The 13,442-nt window shown below is 71.5% G+C and carries 15 protein-coding genes; 8 read left to right on the forward strand and 7 right to left on the reverse strand.

Annotated features, from left to right (window positions below; translation table 11 throughout):
- Positions 1-165: 165 nt before the first annotated feature.
- A complete protein-coding gene (locus ACFYW1_RS22985; RefSeq protein ID WP_388996133.1) occupies positions 166-990 on the forward strand; it encodes a hypothetical protein in 825 nt (274 codons plus the stop codon).
- A 203-nt stretch (positions 991-1,193) separates the two neighbouring features.
- Here ACFYW1_RS22985 and ACFYW1_RS22990 read toward each other — a convergent pair whose 3' ends face one another.
- Positions 1,194-2,018 carry a L,D-transpeptidase gene (locus ACFYW1_RS22990; protein ID WP_388996136.1) on the reverse strand — a complete coding sequence of 275 codons (825 nt, stop codon included), beginning with the start codon at positions 2,016-2,018 and terminating at the stop codon, positions 1,194-1,196.
- A 635-nt stretch (positions 2,019-2,653) separates the two neighbouring features.
- Here ACFYW1_RS22990 and ACFYW1_RS22995 point away from each other — a divergent pair.
- The 3 genes from ACFYW1_RS22995 (at position 2,654) to ACFYW1_RS23005 (ending at position 6,136) form a co-directional block, all read left to right on the forward strand.
- Positions 2,654-5,257 carry an SdrD B-like domain-containing protein gene (locus ACFYW1_RS22995; RefSeq protein WP_388996139.1) on the forward strand — a complete coding sequence of 868 codons (2,604 nt, stop codon included), beginning with the start codon at positions 2,654-2,656 and terminating at the stop codon, positions 5,255-5,257.
- Positions 5,258-5,572: 315 nt separating this feature from the next.
- Positions 5,573-5,794 carry a hypothetical protein gene (locus ACFYW1_RS23000; protein WP_388996142.1) on the forward strand — a complete coding sequence of 74 codons (222 nt, stop codon included), beginning with the start codon at positions 5,573-5,575 and terminating at the stop codon, positions 5,792-5,794.
- A 117-nt stretch (positions 5,795-5,911) separates the two neighbouring features.
- On the forward strand, positions 5,912-6,136 hold the full coding sequence (locus tag ACFYW1_RS23005; protein ID WP_388996145.1) for a hypothetical protein: 225 nt from the start codon (positions 5,912-5,914) through the stop codon (positions 6,134-6,136).
- Positions 6,137-6,177: 41 nt separating this feature from the next.
- Here the strand turns inward: ACFYW1_RS23005 and ACFYW1_RS23010 are convergent, their stop codons facing one another.
- The 3 genes from ACFYW1_RS23010 to ACFYW1_RS23020 all read right to left on the reverse strand — a co-directional run bounded on the left by ACFYW1_RS23010 (position 6,178) and on the right by ACFYW1_RS23020 (position 8,171).
- Positions 6,178-6,531 carry an ArsR/SmtB family transcription factor gene (locus ACFYW1_RS23010; RefSeq protein ID WP_388996148.1) on the reverse strand — a complete coding sequence of 118 codons (354 nt, stop codon included), beginning with the start codon at positions 6,529-6,531 and terminating at the stop codon, positions 6,178-6,180.
- Between the two features lie 310 nt (positions 6,532-6,841).
- Positions 6,842-7,771, reverse strand: a complete 930-nt coding sequence (locus ACFYW1_RS23015) for a M56 family metallopeptidase (protein WP_388996151.1) — start codon at positions 7,769-7,771, stop codon at positions 6,842-6,844.
- A 4-nt stretch (positions 7,772-7,775) separates the two neighbouring features.
- The gene (locus tag ACFYW1_RS23020; RefSeq protein WP_388996154.1) at positions 7,776-8,171 is read right to left on the reverse strand and encodes a BlaI/MecI/CopY family transcriptional regulator; all 396 of its coding nucleotides are present in this window, start codon (positions 8,169-8,171) and stop codon (positions 7,776-7,778) included.
- A gap of 235 nt (positions 8,172-8,406) precedes the next feature.
- Between ACFYW1_RS23020 and ACFYW1_RS23025 the strand changes: the two genes are divergently transcribed.
- The 3 genes from ACFYW1_RS23025 (at position 8,407) to ACFYW1_RS23035 (ending at position 9,680) form a co-directional block, all read left to right on the forward strand.
- Complete coding sequence (locus ACFYW1_RS23025) at positions 8,407-8,988, forward strand: TerD family protein (RefSeq protein WP_388996157.1); 582 nt, start codon at positions 8,407-8,409, stop codon at positions 8,986-8,988.
- Between the two features lie 61 nt (positions 8,989-9,049).
- The gene (gene tatA / locus ACFYW1_RS23030; RefSeq protein WP_388996160.1) at positions 9,050-9,325 is read left to right on the forward strand and encodes a Sec-independent protein translocase subunit TatA; all 276 of its coding nucleotides are present in this window, start codon (positions 9,050-9,052) and stop codon (positions 9,323-9,325) included.
- A gap of 88 nt (positions 9,326-9,413) precedes the next feature.
- Positions 9,414-9,680, forward strand: a complete 267-nt coding sequence (locus tag ACFYW1_RS23035; RefSeq protein ID WP_388996163.1) for a GlsB/YeaQ/YmgE family stress response membrane protein — start codon at positions 9,414-9,416, stop codon at positions 9,678-9,680.
- A gap of 58 nt (positions 9,681-9,738) precedes the next feature.
- Here ACFYW1_RS23035 and ACFYW1_RS23040 read toward each other — a convergent pair whose 3' ends face one another.
- Positions 9,739-10,275, reverse strand: coding sequence for a hypothetical protein (locus tag ACFYW1_RS23040; protein WP_388996166.1), 537 nt, complete (start codon positions 10,273-10,275; stop codon positions 9,739-9,741).
- A gap of 181 nt (positions 10,276-10,456) precedes the next feature.
- Positions 10,457-10,810: a DUF6204 family protein gene (locus ACFYW1_RS23045; RefSeq protein ID WP_388996168.1), complete on the reverse strand. Its 354-nt coding sequence runs from the start codon at positions 10,808-10,810 to the stop codon at positions 10,457-10,459.
- Between the two features lie 257 nt (positions 10,811-11,067).
- On the opposite strand from ACFYW1_RS23045, the gene ACFYW1_RS23050 reads away from it, so the two are divergent.
- Entirely contained in the window at positions 11,068-13,035 is a 1,968-nt protein-coding gene (locus tag ACFYW1_RS23050) for a DUF5107 domain-containing protein (RefSeq protein ID WP_388996172.1), read from the forward strand.
- A 24-nt stretch (positions 13,036-13,059) separates the two neighbouring features.
- Here the strand turns inward: ACFYW1_RS23050 and ACFYW1_RS23055 are convergent, their stop codons facing one another.
- Positions 13,060-13,425, reverse strand: a complete 366-nt coding sequence (locus ACFYW1_RS23055) for a VOC family protein (protein WP_388996175.1) — start codon at positions 13,423-13,425, stop codon at positions 13,060-13,062.
- Positions 13,426-13,442 lie beyond the last annotated feature (17 nt).

Genomic DNA, 13,442 nt, shown 5'->3' on the forward strand with positions numbered 1-13,442 from the left:
CCCCGGCCCGCCCCGCCACCCACCTCCCCGGCCCCGTCGACCCCCACCACTACCCCCTCCCGCCACCCACCACCGACTGAACACACCCCGGTCCGGCGTCCGCACGGCCTGCCGCCCCTTGTCCACCCCCGCTTCCCCTCCCTCAGCCGATCCGGAGAACCCCTGGTGCCCGTACTCACCCGTCCTCGGCGGACCGTCCCGTCGAAGAAGCTGCGCATCGTCCTGCTCGCCCTCGCCGGACTCGGACTCATCGGCGCCACGGCGTTCATGGTCCTGTCGAAACAGGAAGGGCCGCGCCCCGTCACCCTCGACGAGGCCCAGCGGCTGGCGTTGGCCCGCTTCACCATGTACGAGGCCGGAACCGTGAAGGTCGAGGCCACCGTCAAGGACGGCGGGGGCACCACGACGGTGCACGGCCTGGTCGACTACCGCGCACGGCACGCCGTCGGCCGGTACGCCGCGACCCGTGCCGGCGGCACGGAGTCCGGGATGATCGCCTGGGACGCCGCCGGACTCGCCGTCCTCTCCGACCCCGTCCCCGAACCTGCATCCGCATCCGCCTCCGCGCACGGCGCCGACGACGTGGCGGCGATCGTGAAGGCGGCCGCCGCCGCGAAGCCGCGCTCCTGGTCGCCCCGCGTCTACACCGGGGACCCGCTCGACAGCGCGCTGCGCCTGATGATGTCGCTGGCGGCCGACCGCCCCGAGAACCCCCAACTGCTGGCCCAGTCGGGCCCGCAGCACCTGCGCGAGGAGACCCTCGGCGGCACCGCCTACGCGGTGTTCTCCGGCCCCAGGCGCAGTGGCGGCGCACGTGACGGCCGTTCACCGCTGACGTACTGGGTCGATGGCGAAGGACGGCTCGCCCGCATGGAGGCCCGCCTCGCGCCGTTGCCGGATCCGGCCCGCCTGGACTTCGCCCCCGCACCGGCCGGCCTGCGCGTCCCCACCCGGCCCTGGCCGGAAGGCCCCGACGCCCCGCGGCCCTGAACCGTCGCGGGACGCGGGCCGGCCCCTCGCACGGGACCGCCACCGGGAGACCGCCGCGCGGGACCGGCCGGAAGACCACCGCACGGCCGTGAAGGGGTCACGGCCGTGCGGTGAGGAGGGTGATGTCCGCGCCCGCCGGTGTCTCCGCGTGACGCGTCCTCCCGCCGTGCGGCGGGAGGTAAGAGCCCCGCACGGCCCCGGGATCAGTCCAGTTGCTCCGGGCCGAGGGCCGGAATTCCGTCGGAGCCGAACCCTTCCCGCACCAACTGGTCGTCGTTCTTCGTGGCGGTGCTCTCCAGCGCGCGAATGGGCTTCTTGCTGCCGTAGATGTAGAGCCGGTCCCCGATCTCCAGCAGATCGAACAGCCGCTTCGCGTCCTTCACGTACATGTTGACGCAACCGGCCGAGCCGGACTGGAACAGGTCCACCTCGGTGCCGTGGAGTGCCTGGCCGCCGTTGAAGAACTGGGAGTAGGGCATGGGGGCGTTGTCGTAGATCGTGGAGAAGAAGGTCTTGTTCTTCTGGTAGACGCGCTGCCATCCAGTGCGTGTTTCGAGTCCGGGCCGGCCGCTGCGGATGGGGACGGGCGCGAAGATCACCTTGTCCTCCTTCTGCACCCACAGGATCTGCCGCGACAGATCGACGCAGGTCACGCGGTAGGACTTGACCGGGCACTCCTTGGCCGCGTTGGGGTTCTCGCGCACCTCGAACACCAGCAGCATCCGGTACGTGCGCAGGTCGGCCGCGCCGTCGACGGGCGTGGTGCCGATGCGCTCCTGCAGTTCCTTGATGGCGAGGCAGTCCTCCCCGGACATCCTGCCGTCCTGCGGGAGGCCGAGCTTCTTCTCCAACTGCCACTGGTAGGGGCCGGTCTCCGCGTCGCATTCGACCGCGGGGGGTTCGCCCCGGCCGGGTGCCGCTGCCGCGTGCGACGCGGGGGCGGCGTACAGGCCGACCGCGGAGCCTCCGGCGGCGAGGGCGAGGAGGGCGCAGAGGGAACGGAGTTCCCTCGCGAATCCAACGGTCACGTCATCTCCCTGATAGTCGGTCGCCGGTCGCGGGGGCACCGTGCCCGGCTTCCCTCTTCAATTATCCGTGACGGCCCCTCACCCGCCACGTGGAGTACGCCGTTGGGGTCCCGAGAATTCCGGTCAAGGGGCGGCGGGAGGCCGACGGTTGGCAAGAGGTTCCGCGAGGGGGTGTCATGGCGGGTCCGTCTCCGGAACCGTCGGACAATTCCCGGAGCCTTTGAGGGGCGGGTCGGATTTCTTGATATCGGAATGTCCCGTCGCGGAGCGAAAGTGCTCCGGGGCCGGGGGCCCGGGGCGTACGGCGGAGTGCGGGGTGACCCCTGAAACACGAGGTGAACCGCACTGCGGAGGGCGGTGGCCGGGGCGGAGGGAGAGTGCCCCTACCTCATGCGGCGAGGTGTCAGTACTCCGGGGCACGAGGGAAAGGCGGCCGCACGGGTTTCCACCGCCTCGCGGAACCCCGGCTGATCTGCGACGCTTCGGCAACCGGCGGAATTCCTGAATCGTTTCGGCTCGTCGGCCTTCCGGGTTCTTCTTTTTCCTTTCCTCGGGGCTTGATTGAGTGGCGATTTATTTTCCGCTTATATACGGCACCTATCCGTTGTTTCGTGAAACCACAGAAGGGCTGACGTGTGACAACGAAGAAGGGCAGAGCCGCTGCCCGGGCCGGAGGGTTGGCAGCGCTGTCGGCGAGCGTCGCGGTCACCGCCGTGCTGCCCGCCGCCCCGGCGGCGGTCGCCGACGCCGGGGACGGCAGCCTGACGGTACGTGTGGTGCGCGAGGTGAACGCGAACGGCAAATGGGACGACGTCCTGGAGCCCGGACTGGGCGGAGTGAAGGTGGTGCTCACCGACACCGCGGGCGCCTCCGTGACCGGCACCACCGAAGCGGACGGCACGGTACGCCTGGTGCCGGGCGACCGGCTCACGGGCGGCAAGTACCGCGTCGAGGTCAAGAACCCCGCGCCGGGAGTCCTCTTCCCCGGGTTCGCCCTGCCCAAGGGCGACCCGGGCGACCCGAGGACCCTGTCGTCCGACGTCGAGTTCGTCGACCTGGCCGGCGGCAGGAACGCCGAGGTGACCACCTCGTTCTGGAACCCCGGCGACTACTGCCGGAAGAACGCCGACCTGGTCACCGCCTGCATCAAGAGCGACGTACCGGGAATGAGCGACCCGGGGACGGCACGGACCCTGGTCTCCCACCCCTACAACGCGCGCGGCAACGACGCGGAGACCACGGACCTCTCCACCAAGGCGCAGACCGGGTCCCTGTGGGGCATCGGTTACAGCAAGCAGAAGAAGTGGATCTTCTCGTCCGCCTTCGCCAAGCGCGGCGCGAACTACGGGCCCGGAGGCCCCGGCGCGATCTACCTGAGCGACCGGAACACGGGAGAGCTGAGCCGGTTCACCACCGTGCCGGACGCCGGCAGCACCCCCCACGACGCCGGCACCGACATGGACCTCGCCTTCCGCACCGCGGTGGGCAAGGAGTCGCTGGGCGACGTCGACGTGAGCGAGGACGGCAAGGACCTGTACGTCGTCAACCTCAAGGACAAGAAGCTCTACCGCTACGACGCCACCGAGAAGACCGCGTCCGCGCCCGAGGCGTCCTACCCGATCCCCGACCCGGGGTGCTCCTCCGCGGGCGACTGGCGCCCCTTCGGCCTCGGCATCCAGGACGGCACCGTCTACGTCGGAGGTGTCTGCTCCGGCGAGTCCACGCAGAACCGCGACGACCTGCGGGCGGTCGTCCGGACCTTCGCGCCCGGCTCCGGCACCTTCACCGGCACGGTGATGGACCAGAAGCTCACCTACCCCCGGGGCAGGGTGAACGGCCCCGGTCCCTGCTACGGCGACAAGTGGTACCCCTGGCGCACCACCGTCCCGGACACCCAGGACGGAGTGGACTGCAAGTCCGCCCAGGCGGGCGGCCGGGAGGTGCCGAACCCGGCACCGCTGCTGTCGGACATCGTGGTGGACACCGACGGAGCGCTGATCCTCGGCTTCCGTGACCGCTACGCCGACCAGTACGGCAGCTTCATCGCGTACGAGGCGGACAGCCCGCGCACCGTGCAGACCTTCGCGGGCGGTGACCTCAACCGCGCGTGCCGGCGGGGCGCCGTGTTCGTCCTGGACGCCAACGGTGGCTGCCCCGACAACGCCACCCCCGCCAACAGCGGGAACCAGGCGGCGGACGTCAAGGAGTTCTACCCCGGCGACTTCCGGCTGGGCGGCTACCACCAGGAGACGGCCCTCGGCGGCGTGGCGCTGTCCAAGGCCGAGGGGACCCTCGCCTCCGGGGTGTACGACCCGGTCGACGTCGTCCACACCTCGGGCACGGGCTTCTTCGGCCGTGCGGACGGCACCGTCGCCGCGGGCATGGGCAACCAGCTGACCAACTCGTTCGGCAAGGCCGGTGGCCTGGGCGACCTCGAAGTGCTGTGCGACGAGGCGCCGTTCCAGATCGGCAACCGCGTCTGGTACGACAACGGCAAGAACATGAAGGACGGCCGGCAGGACCCGGACGAGAAGCCGGTCGTGGGCGCCACGGTCAACCTCTACGACCGCACCGGCAAGAAGATCGCGACGACGAGGACCAACGCCCGGGGCGAGTACTACTTCGACTCCGCCCTGGTCAAGAACGTCGAGCCGGAGGACTGGGTCGCCGGACGCGAGTACGTGGTACGGATGGACAACCCGGCCGACTACGGGCCGGGAGGCCCGCTCGACGGCTGGATGCCCACCCAGTTCGACCAGGGCGACACGGCGGCCAACTCCAAGGGCAGGACCGGCCCGGGTGAGGACGCGTACCCCTTCTACGGCTTCACCGCGGGCGGCCCCGGCGAGAACGACCACGACATCGACTTCGGGTTCGTCGAGCCGACGCGCATCATCCTCACCAAGAAGGACAGCCGTACCGGCGAGGTGGTGCCCGGCGCCGTCTTCCAGCTGTGGCGGGAGAGCAACGGCAGGCCCGGCCTCCAGCGCACCGGAGGCGACCGCGACACCCGGGTCGACGTCGGCTGCGCGACCGACTCCCGCGGCACGTGCACGTTCACACGCATCCAGGTCGGCTCCTACTACCTGTTCGAGACCGATGTCCCCGAGGGGTACCTGAAGCCCGAGAACCCCGTCACCCCGCTGGAGGTCACCACACGCAACTGCAAGGACAATCCGCTGGAGGTCACCCTCACCAACAAGCCCGGTGAGCCCGGAAAGAAGAACGGGCAGCGGTAGACCCGCCCGGTCCCAAAGGCCCGGAGCGCAACCCGGCCCCCCGGCAGGCGCAACCCGGCCCTCCCGGCAGGCGCTGCCCGCCGACGGACCGCAGGCACCGATGCCGGCCCCCGGAGCACGCGCTCCGGGGGCCGACGCCGTACGGAGAGCCGGGCGGTTCCCACCCGCTCGTTCCGGACGGCGTGTTCGAACCCCCTTGTGGAGTGCCGTGGTTGAGGCGGCCACCGCTATTCTTCTACAGTTGTGTAGAAGGTGCGGGGCGGGGTGCGCGTGCTCTGGTTCCCCGTGCTCGTCCGTTGCTTCTGGGAGGGTGTCATGGCTTCGATCGACCTGGACAAGGTGCTGGACAAGGCGTGGGCGGACAAGGCTCTGCCCGAGATCCTCGCGGCCCCGGTCGCCGCGCTCAAGGGGGTGTCCGACCGGGACGGCGAACTCCTTCAGGAAGCCTTCGGGGTCAAGACGGTCTCCGACCTCGCGGAACTGAAGTACGCGCGCTGGGCCCAGGCGCTCGCCGCGCTCGACGTCGCCCCGAAGTAGCCCGGCCGGCCGTCATCGGCGCCCTCCGCCCGGCGGGGGGCGCCGCTGCGGTCGAGGGCCGGTCGGCGGACACGCGCCGGAAAGACCGCGATCCTTCTGACCTCCGAGGTGTCGACCGTGCCGATCGATGAGACCGGATGGGAAATCGCCCTGCTCGACGGTGGGCCCGCCGACGGCGTGCGTGTCCGTGTGGCAGGGCGGCCCGATGTGATTCAGGTGACCCGTCCGTGCGAGACGGAGCCCCCGCACGGTCATGTGCGTGCGGCCGCCCTCTACGTCTACCGGCGAAACGGCTGTGAGGCCGAGGGGCTGCGCTACGGCTTCGATCCGGCGAGCCCCTGAGGCCGGCGGAGCCGGCGCGTCGCGGTGCGGGCGCTCTGCGCTCAGGGGGCGTTCCGGTGGGGAGCGACGGCCGGTGCGGGTCGCGCGGAGAGCTGTTCGGCCACGAGCCGTATCACGGTGAGGGCGGCGGGGGCTTCGATGAAGTACACCTGGCGCCGCCCGTCCCTGCGGGAGCCGACGAGCCCGGCCCTCTTGAGGGCGGCGAGGTGCTGACTGATGGTGGAGGGCGCCCCGCCGATCCGGTCCAAGAGGGTCGTCACGTTGGTTTCCCCCTGCGCCAGGGCCTGGAGGATGCGCAGGCGCGCCGGGGAGGCCAGGAGTCCGAAGGTCGCAGCCGTCTGTTCCAGGACCTCGCCGGGTGCGCCCCCGGGGGCGTCTTTGTCGTCCGCCGTCACCTGCGCGTACCCCTCTCCGGCCGGCGGTGGTGCGCGCTGTCCGAATCTGCGCGCCCCGCTCGGCTCCGGCTCGTTCCGGCGCGGCCCTCCCGCCCCGTGCTTCTACATGAATGTAGATGGTCTGAGGGTATACGGCCTGAAGTGCTGAACCACACACGCGGTTTGGAGGAGTGGGCGCCTCGTGGTGCTCAGGCGTCCGCTCGACTCGTTCGGCGTGTTGTGGACGATCGCCGCCGCTTCGGAGCGGTTCGATTCCCGCTCCTGACCGGTCGTCCGGGGCGAGGGGGTGACGTCCCCTCGCCCCGAACGGTCAGATGGGGGTGGCCGCCTGCAGGATGAGGACGAGCGTGAGCGCCGCGTTCGCCGATGACAGCGCCGACACGGCCGCGCCCGCCGCGGCCCCCCAGGCGGCCAGCCCGACGGTGGTGAACACCGGCGGCCAGACCCGCGTGGTGGGAGCCGGTCCGAGCAGGGCCGCGACCCGCCGCGGCACCGGCCCCGCGGCGGCGAAGTGGGCGAGCGTCGCCACGGGCGCGCCCTGGGAGAACAGGGCGGACTTGCCGACCGCCACGGCCACGGTCCGGCGGCTGCCGACCGCGAGTGCCGCCTCCTCGTCCGCCCATCGCTCCGCGGAGTAGGCCACGGCGGTGCGCAGCGGGCGCAGGAACGGGTTCGCGCGCGCCGCGAGCTGCACGGTGAGCAGGAAGCGGTGGTGGCGGCGGGTCAGATGGGCCCGCTCGTGGGCGAACAGGGCCCGTCGCTCGGGTCCGTCCAGTCCGGCCAGCATCCCGGTGGTGACGACGATCCTGTTCCGCCTGCCGGGCAGGGCGTAGGCGTACGGCACGTGGTCGGGGAGGACCGCCACGGATGTGCTGGGCAGGCCCGCCAGGGCGTGCTCGGCCCGCCGCCGTACCCGATGGTGCCGCCACACGGCCTGCGCGCACGCGGCGAGCACGGCGAGCAGGGCCGGAATGGCGGCGCGGCCGGCCACCTCGTCGTAGGGAACGGCTTTGCGCACCTCCGGGTCCGACCAGCCGTCCGGGAGCGGGTTGCCGGGCAACTGCGCGGTGCCGACCACCATCAGCAGGGCCAGGCACAGCGTGCTGCACACCGCGAGCACGGCGGCGGCACCCGTCAGCAACCAGGTTGCGGTTCTGGGGTGCAGGTGCTGCTCGGCGAGACGGGCGATCGGCCATGCCGTCAAGGGCAGTACCAGAGGAAGGAAGACGAAGACCCCCATGTGGCTACTCTTCCTCCTCCGCCGACGGTTTCGCCAGCAGGTCTCGCAGCAGCCGCTCGTCGCCGGGCGAGAGCGTGGTCACGAAACTCGCCAGCACGGCTTCGCGGTCCGCCCCGGAGTCCAGGACCTTCCGCATCCGCAGGGCGGCGAGACCGGCCTCGTCGGCGACCGCCGTCCACTTGAAGGAGCGGCCGGTGCGCTCGCGCACCACCGCGCCCTTGACCTGCAGCCGGGTGAGGATGGTCATCACCGTGGTGTAGGCCAGCCCCGCACCGAGGCGTTCCTGGACCCAGGCCGCGGTGACCGGCTCGGGTGCCTGGCGCAGCGCGGCAAGCACCTGCGTCTCCAGTTCCCCCTGGCCGCGTCGGCGCGTCGTGTGCTCGCTGTTGTGGTCCGTCATGCCGTCGGTCTCCCGCCTTCCTGCCCCGCCTGCCGCTGGGGCCGGTTCATCGTACTGACCTGCCACCCGGCCACCCCGTCATCTACATCGTTGTAGATTTTCCTCCTCCGGTCCCGCCGTTCCCTTCTCCGGCACCGGGTGTGTTCCGCCCGTAACTTCTACAGTGTTGTAGATTTTGCGGGAACCGGCGACGCGGCATCGAGCCGACACGCCTCGGCTCTGGAGGAGGAGCACGGTGGGAGTCACACTGACCAAGGGGCAGCGGGTCGGCCTGGACAAGGGGGACGGCGGGAAGCTGGACGTCGTGCGCATGGGCCTGGGCTGGCAGGCCGCGCCCCGCAAGGGTTTCCTCGCCAGGTTCGCGGCCAAGGAGATCGACCTCGACGCGTCCGCGGTGCTCTTCGCCGGCCGGGAGCCGGTGGACGTCGTCTTCTTCCAGCATCTGGTCAGCGACGACGGTTCGGTCCGTCACACCGGCGACAACCTCGTCGGCGGTGTGGGGCAGGGCGGCGACGACGAGTCGATCCTCGTGGATCTGGCACGTCTCCCCGCCCACGTGGACCAGATCGTCTTCACGGTCAACTGCTTCACCGGCCAGACCTTCGCGGAGGTGGAGAACGCCTTCTGCCGCCTCGTCGACGAGAACAGCGGCCGGGAGCTCGCCCGCTACACCCTCTCCGGCGGAGGGGCCCACACCGCTCAGGTCATGGCCAAGGTCCACCGCGTGGGCGGTGGATGGAGCATGTCCGCCATCGGGGAATCGGTCAACGGCCGTACGTTCCAGGACCTGATGCCGGCCATCGCCGGTCACCTCTGACCCGGCCGTTCCGACCTGACCGCCTCGTCACCTGCCATCGGGAAGAAGAAGACGGACGCCCATGCTCGGCATCAGCGAACTCGCCATCCTGCTCATCGTCGTCATACTGATCTTCGGTGCCAAAAAACTGCCCGAACTCGCCCGTTCCATGGGCAAGTCGGCCCGCATCCTCAAGAGCGAGGCCAAGGCGATGAAGTCCGATCAGGCATCGGACCCCTCTGCCGCGGCGGGCGCGCCGTCCCCCGGCCACGCCGGCCCGCAGGTCGTCCGGGCCGCCCCCGGCGACGTCACCGGCCCTCCCGCCCCGCGGCCCGACAACGGCACCCCTCGGACCTGACCCCGCTCGGGCCCTGCCCCCTCAACCGGCGGGGCATGCCGACGGGCCGTCATCGTCAACATCCCCGCACCGGAAGGAAACCCGCCCCATGGGCATCATCGGTTGGATCGTCCTCGGCCTCCTGGCCGGAGCCGTCGCCAAGCTCCTCCTGCCCGGACGTGACCCGGGCGGCCTCATCGGCACCACCCTCATCGGCATCGCCGGTGCCTTCATCGGGGGCTGGCTCTCCGCGAAGCTCCTCGACCGCCCCGTACAGAACCAGTTCTTCGACCTCGCCACCTGGGGCGCGGCCATCGGGGGTTCCCTCGTTCTGCTGATCGCGTATCGCCTCCTGTTCGGCGATTCCCGCGATTGATCCACCGGCGACCGGGCCCTCGACGGCGGGGGAGCGACCCGGGCCGGGGCGTTGTGCGTCAGTCCGGGTCCGTCGCGGACAGGGCTTCGGTGACCATGCGGGTGGCGAAGTCGCGGTCGTCGGTGAGCCGGTTGATGTGTTCCGCGAGCAGCAGGGCCGTGGCCTCCAGGGGGCTCATCTCGTTCTCCGTCCAGTCCCCGTACTGCTTGCGCCACAGGTTGGGGCTCAGACCGGTGCCGGCCGCGACCACCAGGCCGGTCATGGTGGGAATCGTCTCGGGAGGGATGCTCCTGGGCATCATCCGCATCGAGGCCACGAACCCCGGCACCACGTACTCGATGACGTCCTTGTCGTGCTCCTCGTAGGTCACCCGCAGCCACCGCATGAAGACGTAGACGAGGGTGCACATGCCGTCCACCACGTCATCGACTTCCTCGGGGCTCAGCGACGCGGCGAGCCGGTCCGTCAACTGCTGCTGTTCCGAGTCGGGTCCGGACGGGGTGCCGTGGATGGCCTTGAGCCGGGAGTCGATCGCCATGATCGCCATACCCACATCGCCGACCGGGGCGTGAGCGGGGTCGCAGAGTGATGACACAGGTTCCTCCTGGGGTGACCGTGGGCAACACGGCGTGTCCTTACGGTAGCGGCCGAAGGGGTGGAGACGGGGCGCTACCCGGACAGTGACTGCCGTGCGGAGGGAAGGAGGAAGGGGAGGAAGCCGGGATCGTCGGGGCCGGACGCGAGGGCGTACGCGAAGCCGGTGCGGCAGCCCGCCGTCACGCGGCTCCGGAGCCGCGCCGTCCCTTGTAGTTGATCTTCATGGTGTCCATGTCCGTCACCGTGGAGCGCAGTTCGCCGTGACCGCATCCGCGCTCCCGGAGGTAGGTCTCCGCACGGTCCTCGGCGATGGCCCCCGCCATCTCCTCGCCGTCCGCGGCGGCGGACACGACCACGTAGCGGAAGCTGAAGTGCTTGAGCACCCGGTCGTACGCGAGCGAGCCCTCCTCGGTGAACTGCATGGCGCTCAGCCCGTGTTCGTCCACCTCGGCCAGCAGCCGGGCACGTGCCTCGTCCGTCAGGCCGTCCCAGGTGCCCCGGACGATCACTCGGTAGGTGTGCTGCGCGCTCATCGTGTTCCGCTCCGCGTTCTTTTCCCGTACGGGCCGCATCGGCCACCGCTCGTGGGCCGTGAAGGGCCAAGGGTACGGCGGCACGGGGCCGGGCGCGCCCGGATTGTTGCCGCGCGGGGCGGGCCGGGGCGGTGCGCCGCCCGTTCCCTTTGCGGAAGTCTGACGGTGGAGCCCCTGGCCGGGGCGTTGTCCAGCGTGTTCCATGGTCATCGGGACGCCCGGACCCGCGGCGGCCCGCGCGAGGGAGCGAGGTTGCCTTGGCCACGACCGTACGACGTGCCGTACTGACTCTGCCCGCCGCACCACTGGGCCCGGAGAATCCACTGCCCGCCCTGCGGCCGCTCGACCGGACCCATGCCGTCGACGAACGCACCCGGGCCGCGCTGCCGCGCGACATGGCCCGCCAGATCGGCTGCGCGCAGCCGGCCACCGTGCTGCCGACGCGCGTCCTGGACGGTTACGGGCGCGAGCGCGTCCCCACCGGCCTGGACGTGATCGTCATCGAGAACGACCGGCTGCGGGCCACCGTCCTGCCCGGGCTCGGCGGTCGCGTCCACTCCCTCCACCACAAACCGACCGGCCGCGAACTCCTCTACACCAACCCCGTGCTGCAACCGGCCGACTTCGCGCTCAACGGCGCCTGGTTCTCCGGCGGCATCGAGTGGAACATCGGCGCCACCGGCCACACCACCCTGTCCTGCGCCCCGCTGCACGCCGCCCGGGTGCCCGCGCCCGACGGCGGCGAGATGCTCCGCCTCTGGGAGTGGGAACGGCTGCGCGACCTGCCGTTCCAGGTGGACCTGTGGCTGCCCGACGACTCCGACTTCCTCCACGTCGGCGTACGGATACGCAATCCGCACGAGCACACCGCCCCCGTCTACTGGTGGTCCAACACCGCCGTGCCCGAGGGCGGACGCACCCGCGTCCTGGCCCCCGCCGACGAGGCGTGGCACTTCGGGTACGAGCACGCCCTGACCCGGGTCCCGGTCCCGGTGTCCGGCTCCGTCGACCGTACGTACCCGACGCGCGGCGACTTCCCCGCCGACTACTTCTACGAGGTGCCCGACGGGGCCCGCCGCTGGATCGCCTCCCTCGACGGGGACGGCCACGGACTCGTCCAGACGTCGACCGATCTGCTGCGCGGCCGGAAACTGTTCCTCTGGGGCGGAGGCACGGGCGGCCGGCGCTGGCAGGAATGGCTCACCGAACCCGGCACCCCCGGCTACGCCGAGATCCAGGCCGGCCTCGCCCGCACCCAGCTGGAACACGTCCCCCTCGAACCGGGGGAGGAGTTCAGCTGGCTGGAGGCGTACGGGCCGCTGTCCGCGGACCCCCGCGCCGTGCACGGCGACGACTGGGCGGCGGCCCGTACGGAGACGGAACGGCGGCTGGACCGGGCGCTGCCGCGCGCCGACGTCGAGGCCGCGTACGCCGCCTGGCGCCCGTTCGCCGACACCGAACCCGGTGAGTCGCTCGCCACCGGTTCCGGCTGGGGCGCCCTGGAGGTCCGGCGCGGCGGGTACGAACTGCCCGGCACCCCGTTCGCCGGCACCACCCTCGGCGAACCGCAGCGCCCCTGGCTGGAGTTGCTGGAGCAGGGCACCTTCACCGAACCGCTCGGGGCGAAGCCGCCGGGCCCCTCCCTGGTCTCCCCGCCCTGGCGCGACATGTTGGAGACGGCGCCCCCCGACCCCCTCACCGAGTACCACCTCGGCGTCGCCCAGTGGCACGCGGGCGACCGCGCCCAGGCCGTGCGCAGCTGGGAACGCGGGCTGACGCTCGCCCCGTCCCGCTGGCCGCTGCTGCGGTGCCTGGCCGTCGCGGCCGGGGAGGGCGGCCGGCGGAGCCGGGCCGCGGACCTCTACGCCGAGGCGTTCGACGACCTGTGCGCGCGGCGCCACGACGACGGGGAGCGGACGGCCGCCGAGGCGGCGCTGGGCCGCGAGGCGATGGAGGCGCTGCTGGCGGCCGGGCGCCCCGAAGGGGCCAGGGCCGTATGGGCCGCGCTGGGCCCGGAGATCCGGCGGCGCGGCCGCTTCCGTCTGCTGGAGGCCCGGTTGCTGCTCGCCGAGGGGGACCGGGCGGGCGCCCGGTCCGTCTTCGACGAGGGCTTCGAGGTCGCGGACCTGCGGGAGGGCGCGGAGATCCTCGGCGAGGTGTGGGCCCTGATCACGGACGACCCGCTGCCGGAGAGGTACGACTACCGGATGCGTCCCACGCGTTGACGCCCGTCCGGTCCGGTCCGGGGCTCAGTCGACCGGGCCGGACGACAGGGTGCGGTCGACGTACTCGAAGACCGAACCGTCCGGGTGCACGGCGATCAGATTGCGGCCCACCGGCGTCGGCACCGGCCCGGCGAGCACGCGGGCCCCGACCCGGGAGAGGGCGGCGTGGGCGGCGTCGACGTCCTTGACCGCGATCGTCGCCGTCACCTTGCGCAGGATCTCCAGCTCCGACTCCGGGCCGCTCATCAGGAGGAAGCAACTGATCGCGGCGACCGAGACCCCGCCGCGCTCGAAGCGCAGTGCCGAACTGCCGGTGAGATCCTCGTAGAAGGCCACGGCGGCCTCCAGGTCGTCGACGCAGATGCGCAGCGTGGTTCCCAGAATGTCCATGCGGGCAAGGGTAGTTG

The sequence above is a fragment of the Streptomyces sp. NPDC002669 genome, from assembly GCF_042889165.1.
Taxonomy (GTDB): domain Bacteria; phylum Actinomycetota; class Actinomycetes; order Streptomycetales; family Streptomycetaceae; genus Streptomyces.